An 8,047-nucleotide genomic window follows, 5' to 3' on the forward strand; every position below is an offset into this window, starting at 1 on the left:
CTTGCCGCGCGGGTCGGTCTCGGTGAGCACCTGGCCGGTGGCGTCGTAGGTCCAGCTCGTCGCGCGAGCCGGCACGCCGGACTGCAGCGTCGCATCGAAGCCTTGCGCACCGCTCTCGTCGGTCGTCGCCTGCTCCACGCGCTTGCACAGCACGACGATGGGTTTGCCGTCGGGCAGCAGCGCGCTGGCCGGCGCGCAGTTCGCCACCGCGTTGCCGTTGAACGGATCAAACTGGCCGTTGTAGACAGCGGTCGTGATGCGGCCAGGCTCGGCCGTCCTTATCGCGAGCGCCCAGTCCGGATGCCACTGCGTTGACACCTTGCGGGCGCCAACCGGCACTGTGCTCAATACCGAAGCGCAATCCGTCGCCATACTCAGTCCTTCAACCCTCGCCATCTCCAGATTCCGGCTCGTGTCATAGCTCATGCAACTGCGATTGCCGTTGAAGTCGTCGAGCCGCGTGACGTTCAGGTTGACATCGAACGAACGCGAGGACGTGACCGCCGCACTTCCGGCGCCGGCTACCTGGGTCTTGAGCGTCCACTTCGGCAGCGCGAACGAGGCGGTCGACTCCAGCGCTTGCACCTGTCCGTTGGGCAACTGGACCGTCGTGCCCTGAGGCGGCTTCAGCTCATGGTCGCGCCAAATCACACCTGCTTGGGGGTCGTACCGCTCCCTCACCTTCATCTCTGGCGGAAGCGCCCACGTCACCGCATACGAGTCCAAGCCCAACGCCCGCTGCGTGGACACCGCCCGTCCCAGCGCGTCGTAGCCATACGTCGCCGCGCGCGTGCCCCGCTCGTCCAGGTAACCCGTCAGCGCCCATGGCAAATCGGCGCGCTCATACATCATCTGCTGCGTCGTTCCATCGGCCCATTCCAGACGTCCGACCTGCCCGTTGCCGCCGTATCCGATCGTGACCCGCCCCTGACCCGGATCGACGATCGTCGCCACGCGCGACGCCGGCTCAGCGCCCACCAGCGTGTACTCGAAGCGCCACCGGCGCCCGAAGTGGTCCGTCAGGGACAAGGGAAGACCTTCATCCATCGCCTCCGCAGTGACCGTACCGATGCCCGTCCTCGCGACGGCCAAGGTGCGCCCATCGATGGCGGTGATCTTGAGCAACTGTCCTCGGTCGTTGTATTCCTCCAGACGCATCGCGTCCGCATCCCGGTAAAGGTAGCCTTGAGCGGCGCTCGTCAGCCGGTCGTTCAGCATGCCGCTCGATGGCGCGAGTCCGGCGGCGCCTTGCTGAAAGCTGGTCCACGCGCCGCCTCCGCGCGACACATTGATCAGACGCGCGTTGCCGATCGTCGAGAAGTACAGCGCTTTATCGAAGCTCGCCGTCCATAGCGGGCCAAAGGTCGCGGGGTTTGAACGAAGGTACGGTGTGACACCGGCCTCATACTGAATCTTCTCGGAGTTGTAGATCAGGCTCAATCCGGTCCAGGGCTGCCAGCCCGCAACGATCGACTGCACCTTCAGGCCCTGCTCCGGAAAGATCGGATTGCCGTAGCAGGTATTGCAGGGCTTAAAGAGCATCCGATCCGCCACCGGCACACAGCTGTCGCTTTCCGCGACGAAGACGCCGTTCTGGCAGACGCACTCTCTGCTGGCGAAATCGAACTCAATGCCTTCCGTCCGTCCCCCGGGTGTTCGGCACATCTTCCGAATGAACACGGTGTTGTTGAAAGTGATCGCCTGGCCTGGAGGGCTATAACAGTTCTCTCGCTCCAGGCTAACCGTGGTGCCCGTGTAGCGGCAGTGCCCTAGTCCATAGTTGAGATACGGCTCGATCTCACAGGCACCTGCCGTCCACGACATGGGTGCCACACACGAGTTCTGCTCGTACGCATTCCTGTAGCTCAGTAGAAACGCCATGGCGCGCGCCAAGGTCTGTTCCGGAGTGCCATAGGCCGTACCGTCCACGCGAATGTCGTAGCTGCCGCAGATGTCGTCAGGCTTGAAGTCGGCGGTGGCGGGACACGTGCCACCAGAGTACGAGGATCCATAGAAGTTCGTCGAGGCGTTTTCCCACCTGACCGGCGGCAAGCGCTTGTCGTAGGCGTGTGCGTGCAGTGCACCGAGCGTCGCAGCGCAACAAAGCATCAAACGACCCACTATGCCGATGGACCGTCGCGACAAGAGCGCGCACATTCCTGCGGCCCTTGAATCAGCTTGACGCCTGTCAGCAGGCGAGGGGCGAGTGCGGAAAAGAATCGGCATGAAGGACTCCGACGATGCGACACAAACGCATCAGGGAGCAGCCGCCGGCCAATAGCCGCACTAAGTGCCCCGCGGTCGACGTCTATTGCGCGTACCGCGAGCATCCTCTCTCCCTGACCGGGACCGGATTGTGCCGGACTAAGAATGCTCGCATCCGAATCCTCCGATCGATTACGTCTGTCACGACAGACTCACGACTGAATGCATGATTCGCGTGCGAGGCCAAGCTGCGGGCGAGGCAAGGTGACGTTGCCGGCGTGCATCAAGCGGCCCTTGGACCGCTCGCGCGGACGCAACCCTCACTGGGGCTGCGGTTCCGTGGCCGAAGCGCTCTAGTCAGGACGGCGGTTGAGGACGTGCAACCAAGCCATGGATCATCGATATTCTCTTGGTTGACGATGGGACTGCAGGAGCCCACCGGGTGACCTACATCTCCGCCCCCCTGTCTCGAACTGGTCCCGGCCGCTCTGCGTGTAGATCGCGGAGCTCACCCGGTTGAGGTCGTCGTAGGTGTAGGTGGCCAGCACGCCGCGGCTGTCCAGCCGGGTGAACAGGTTGCCGTTGGGGTCGTAGGTGCTGGTGGCCGTGCCCGTGTCGGGGCTGGTGAGCTGCGTGAGATCCCCCAGTCCGTTGCGCTGATAGCTCGTCACCAGGTTGCGAGGATCGGTGACCTGCTTGAGCTGATCGATGCCGTCGAAACCCAGCGTCGTCACGCCGCTGCGAGCGTCGGTGTTGGTCTTGACGCGGTCCAGCGCGTCATAGGCAGTGCTGGAGGTGAAGCCGAAACCCGCCACGTCTTTGGCCTTGATGACCTTGGTCGGATTACCCTTGGCGTCGTACTCGTAGTCGGTGACCGGTGCCGGGGACACCGGCGGGGGCGGCAGCGTCGCTGCGTGCGCCCCGATCCCCAAGCAAGCGGCTATCGCAGCCGCGAGTGCGCTCCGGCACTGCCAGTGCCATTTCTTGCCTTGCATGAATTACTCCCTGCCTGTTGTTTGTTGTGCCCGGCCCAGCGCGTCGAAGATGCGGCTCATCGTCCGCTTGAGCGTGCCTTGCGGGTCCTTGGCGGCTTCCGCGATCCGATTGCCGCTCTGGTCCAGCGTGTACTCGATGCGGTTGCCCTGGCCGTCGGCCACGGCGGTCAGGCGATGCGCATCGTCGTACTCGTAGGTCACGATCGCGCCATCGGGCTGGGTCGTCTTCTTGAGCAGCCCAGTGGGCTGCTCTGCCTGGTCAGGCCGAAGCCGCTCACGCCCCTAACCTTGACGCCCCTGTGAGGTGGCCGCGCACGTCGTGTTCGAAGCCGATGGCCGAGGTCCGGGAAACTGGCAGCCACGACATATCCGCGTGCGCCGCGCCCATGAACAGTGGCCGCGGCCATGAGCATCCTCCTGCCATCACAGGCTTGTCATGGTGGCTCATGTCCTCACTCTCCCGTCGACTGTTGGATGCGGCTCAGCGCGTCGAACACACGCGCCATTGAGCGCTTGAGCGCGCCGCTGGGGTCCTTCACGGTCTCCGCCGTGCGATTTCCTCGCTGGTCCAGCGTGTACTCCACCCGGTTGCCCAGGCTGTCCGTCGCCGCCGTCATGCGATGGGCGTCGTCGTACTCGTAGGCGACGAAGCTGCCGTCGGGCAGCGTGGCCTTCTTCAAGTAGCCGGTCGGCCAGTAGTCGTAGCTGGTCATTGCGTCGGCCACGGTGATCGACTTGATGCGCTGGCGCACGTCGTAGGTGTAGACCGTGCTGATGCCGTTAGGGTCCACGACCTGCACCGGCTGCCCCAACGCGTTGTAGCGCAGGAAACGGGTGACGTGGCCCAGCGCGTTGGTCGAGGACTGCAGGTCGCCGGGCATGTGCTCCGCGGCGGCGTCGTCGTAGTAAGCGTTGGTGACTACGGTCTTGCCGCGCGAGTCGGTTTCGGTGAGCACCTGGCCGTGGGCGTTGTAGATCCAACTCCAGGTACGGGCGGCGGTTCCGTCGTGCGCTGCCGCGTTGAAGCCGGAGGCGCCGGTGGTGTCCGTCGTCGCGACCTCGACACGCTTGCACAGAAGTACCAGCGGCTTGTTGTTGGGCAGCAGCGCGGTGGAAGGCGCACAGCTGGCGGTAGCGCCGCCGTTGGTGGGATCCGGTTGACCGTTATAAACCAGCGTCGTGATACGACCCGGTTCGGCGATGCGAGTCTGCTTGCGCCAGTCAGGGTGCCATTGAGTGCTCACCTTGCGCGAGTTCGCCGGCAAGGTCGCCGTGGAAAGCGCCGATGCGCAGTCAGCGTCGTTGGTCAGGCCTTCGACCCGTGCAATCTCGATATGCCGCGCGGCAGCATAGGCGTAGCAGGATTGGGTGCCGTTAGCGTCGATACGGCGCGTGACGTTCCCATAGGCGTCGTAGCTCAACTGAATCGAAGACGCCGGAGAGCCCGAACCGGCCGGGATGACTCTGGAGCCCAACACGGTCGACCCGCTGATCTGGGTGCTGTTCATGGTCTCTTCGTAGCCGTCGGGGCCGAAGATCCGGACCGAGGTTGGGCTGTCGAAGGAAAAAGTCCTGCGCACCACGTTGTCAGACAGCGTCTCGGTGAAGTTCCAGGTCGGAGCCTGCGTCCATTGAAAGCGCCACGCCGGACCGTTGCTTCCGGTCTTGGTCATCACTGCGCGACCAACATTGTCGTATTCGTAGGTACCGTAGGTCTGACCTTGCTCGTCGATCAGTTTCGATATCAACCCAGGCTGCGGTCCGTAGGAATAATTCCGCTCTGTCAGGTCAGGAAACACCAGTGTAGCGAGCATATTATGACGCTTATCCAGATAAAGGAATCTGGTCTCGCTGCCATCGGGAGCTTGGGCCGACTTGATCCGAAACACGTTCGGTCGACCGACTGTCGCCTCATATGTAAAGGTTACAGACCGGCCTGCCTCATCTGTGACGGAGCTCAATAACCTCGTGCCCGAGGCGTCGTCCCATTCGAGCTCCTTCGCCATGTCTTCAGGTATTCGCCCTCGGGCACTGCCATAGGAGTAATTGACGCGGCGCCCATCGATGTAGTGAATCGCAGAGATTTCATAATCACCACCCATCGGGGAGAACACCTCTATAGCCTCCGCTTCCGAATCAAAATACAACAAATTTGCGCCACTCTGACTCGGTGGCGAATCCAACTCAACGGAAGAAAGCGCTGCGTTGTCGGGAAACTGCGTGAATGACTTCCACTTTCCGTTCTCTCGTTGGAAGTTGTAGCCAAAGGCCCACGAGTTGAATTCGGCGTAATAGGCGTGCTTGTGAAAATTACTGAACCAGACATCGCCGAAAGACTGACTCCCTCGGCCAAAATTGGTACCATTACCCACGCTGAACCGCTCAAAGGAGTAACTAGCTTCCAGCTTGTGGCCGCGTCCCCATCGAAGGATAGGCTGAATCTGGTGCTTGATGCCATCCATGGGAGTGACCGGATTCCCCACTTGGCACTGTTTGCACTTGGGTTGTTCCTGATCCATATATCTCCGGCAGACGCCTGCGGCAGCATCCCAACCGCCTGCCATCCCGCCGCCCACCTGCTCGCCGCAAGTCATCCAGATTTCCATGAGGTACGTCGATTGCCAATTGGTGACCGCGCCTGTCGTGTTGTCAACGTCGCGATAATTCAATTTAAACTGGCATGAACCGCGAGGATATATGCCTTGAGATTTTGGAATCACCTTACATTCCCCAGGCGTCGCCGAGATATAGCGAGTGGTTTGGAACGGAAGTTGAACTGGATGCGCCTCGTATTCATTATTAGCAAACTCAAGGGCCATTCCAAATAGGCCCATCATGCTCGTACTACATTCCTGCGTAACGGGGAAATCACCGTTGTCCGTGTTGTGCAGACACCAACGGTCTGCATAGTTGCCGGCAAACGCTCCGCCAGTTAGGCCAAACGTCAGTAGCAACAAGAGGAAAAAGCGCCTAATCATTTAAAGAGTCCTCTCTAGAATATTCCAAGTCTCGCTTTATTTTATCCTGCAGTTGGCGACATTCCATACTATTCAAACTCAATTTGCGCGGAGCCAGCCCCAGTGGATGGCTATAACTTAGTTGATTGAGCCCTACATAACTGTAGGTTGACATGCCGCCCCCCGCCAAGCCGATGGGGTCAGATTAGATATGGCTCCGCCCAAGCACCCATCCGCCGTAGTTGTAGGCGTCTTGTTGGGACGTGACGGGGGTTGCGGAGCGAAGAAGAAGGTGGCCTCCCGGGAGGCGGCAATTTTTCTTCAGGGGCCCATTCTGCGGCCCGCTCGCGCGAAGCTGTGCCCTTGGGGCGCAGTCAACGGTCAAGGGGGAAATGGGCGCCGCCGTCGCGGCATGTTTCGAAGCGCTGAGCGCGGGCCATGCTTAATGGGCAGTCAAGCCTCAGAAAAGTAATTGTCGATTGAAAGCGGAATTCCATAACTGCCGATTTCCGTCATCAAGTCAGCCGAAAGCGTCGGCCCACCATCAAAGCTAGATTGAAAGTGCCCACACCACCAAATGGCACGAGACTCCTGAGCAATCGCCACTATTTTTGACTTTCGAGACCGCAGGGAGCCTAGCAAGAACTGCAAGCCCGCTTCTAGCGATTCCCATTCGGATTGGAATCCTATTTCGCCCTTTCCGTTGTATGCCCAGAAGGGATCACGCCTTCTCGTACCAACCTGCCCTCCTACAGGGCTCAGTTCAGCGCTTGCAACCAAATGAAGTCGCCTAGAGATATCAGTTGGCTCCAACTGTGGCCCCATAAATCGAAGCTCTACAGTGTAAGTATGAGAGGCCAAAGATTTTTCCTGCGTCATGGAACCACCGCATTTGCTGGAATAGTCGGCCACAGGGGCGGGAGCAACGAAGGAAGCATTCTTAGACACCGATAAACGACATAGGCGGTACCACCAACAACAATGACCTTCGCTGTCTTCTTGCAGGCATCGCCACAAGCTTCCGGCTGGGGTGCAGGCGCGGGAGGTGGTCCGCCACAACCGTCTTTGCCATCTGGCATTCCCCACTCCACCCAAGTCGCATAGGCTTCAGCCAATTCCGCTCTTGTTGCGTCTTGGTCTCCAGGCTGCTTCCAGCATTGATGAAACCATCGCTGGAAATTTCGGTCTGTAAATTCCCACCATTTACCAGTTTTTCCGCCTTGTCTAACCTGTCCCAACGGGTCGGCGTACTGAAGGGGATTACCCTCCACATAGGCATAAGTGTTGATGCCGCCTTGGAGCCCGATCGGGTCACTTTGAATATATCTGCCCGTCGTCCCGTCATAGTCTCGGAAGTAGTTGTAGTTCAACCCGGACTCGCTGTCATAGTACTGCCCCGGGAAACGCAGATTGAACGTGATCGGTGAGAGCCCCGCCGGCGCCTGCTCCGGCTGCGCCGTGCCGAAGGGCTCGCTGATCCAGCGCCAGCGCGCGGCATCGGTCTTGTCGATGAGCACGCGCGGTGCGTTCAGGTGATCCGCGTACGCGAGCAGCGGCAGCGTTGACGCCACCGATCCAACGATCACCGCCACGGGCGTGTCGCCCAGCCAGACGAACTCCTGCACCACGCCCGAGGCGTTGTACTCGCCCAGCAGATGCCCTTCTTGGTCGTACACGAAGTCCCGCAGCCCCGCGCTGTGCTCCTTGTGCACCCGCTGCCCGCCCGCGTCGTACTGGTAGGTCGTCGTCAGGCCGTTTTTGGTGAGCGTGCCCAGCCGGTTGTCCAACCGGTATGTCGTCGTGTACGCCAGGCCCGTGTCGCTGAGCGTGTTGCCCGCCGCGTCGTAGCCGAAGCTGCGCGTGGGATTGGCAACGCTGGTGAGCCGGTTG

Annotated in this window: 5 protein-coding genes and 1 pseudogene; all 6 read right to left on the reverse strand. The window is 60.8% G+C overall.

Annotated features, from left to right (window positions below; translation table 11 throughout):
• Positions 1–2,226: pseudogene (locus ACTJKJ_RS27180) on the reverse strand (hypothetical protein); the annotation flags it as partial.
• Between the two features lie 374 nt (positions 2,227–2,600).
• A complete protein-coding gene (locus ACTJKJ_RS27185; RefSeq protein ID WP_440823285.1) occupies positions 2,601–3,095 on the reverse strand; it encodes a hypothetical protein in 495 nt (164 codons plus the stop codon).
• 108 nt (positions 3,096–3,203) lie between these two features.
• Positions 3,204–3,401 carry an RHS repeat domain-containing protein gene (locus ACTJKJ_RS27190; protein ID WP_440823287.1) on the reverse strand — a complete coding sequence of 66 codons (198 nt, stop codon included), beginning with the start codon at positions 3,399–3,401 and terminating at the stop codon, positions 3,204–3,206.
• A 251-nt stretch (positions 3,402–3,652) separates the two neighbouring features.
• A complete protein-coding gene (locus tag ACTJKJ_RS27195) occupies positions 3,653–6,178 on the reverse strand; it encodes a hypothetical protein (RefSeq protein WP_440823289.1) in 2,526 nt (841 codons plus the stop codon).
• 432 nt (positions 6,179–6,610) lie between these two features.
• The gene (locus ACTJKJ_RS27200; protein WP_440823291.1) at positions 6,611–7,036 is read right to left on the reverse strand and encodes a hypothetical protein; all 426 of its coding nucleotides are present in this window, start codon (positions 7,034–7,036) and stop codon (positions 6,611–6,613) included.
• Positions 7,033–8,047: RHS repeat-associated core domain-containing protein (locus tag ACTJKJ_RS27205; RefSeq protein WP_440823293.1), on the reverse strand; the 1,015-nt coding region annotated here is incomplete at its 5' end. The genes ACTJKJ_RS27205 and ACTJKJ_RS27200, both read right to left, overlap by 4 nt.

The organism is Roseateles sp. 22389, from assembly GCF_052044995.1.
Lineage (GTDB): Bacteria > Pseudomonadota > Gammaproteobacteria > Burkholderiales > Burkholderiaceae_C > Roseateles.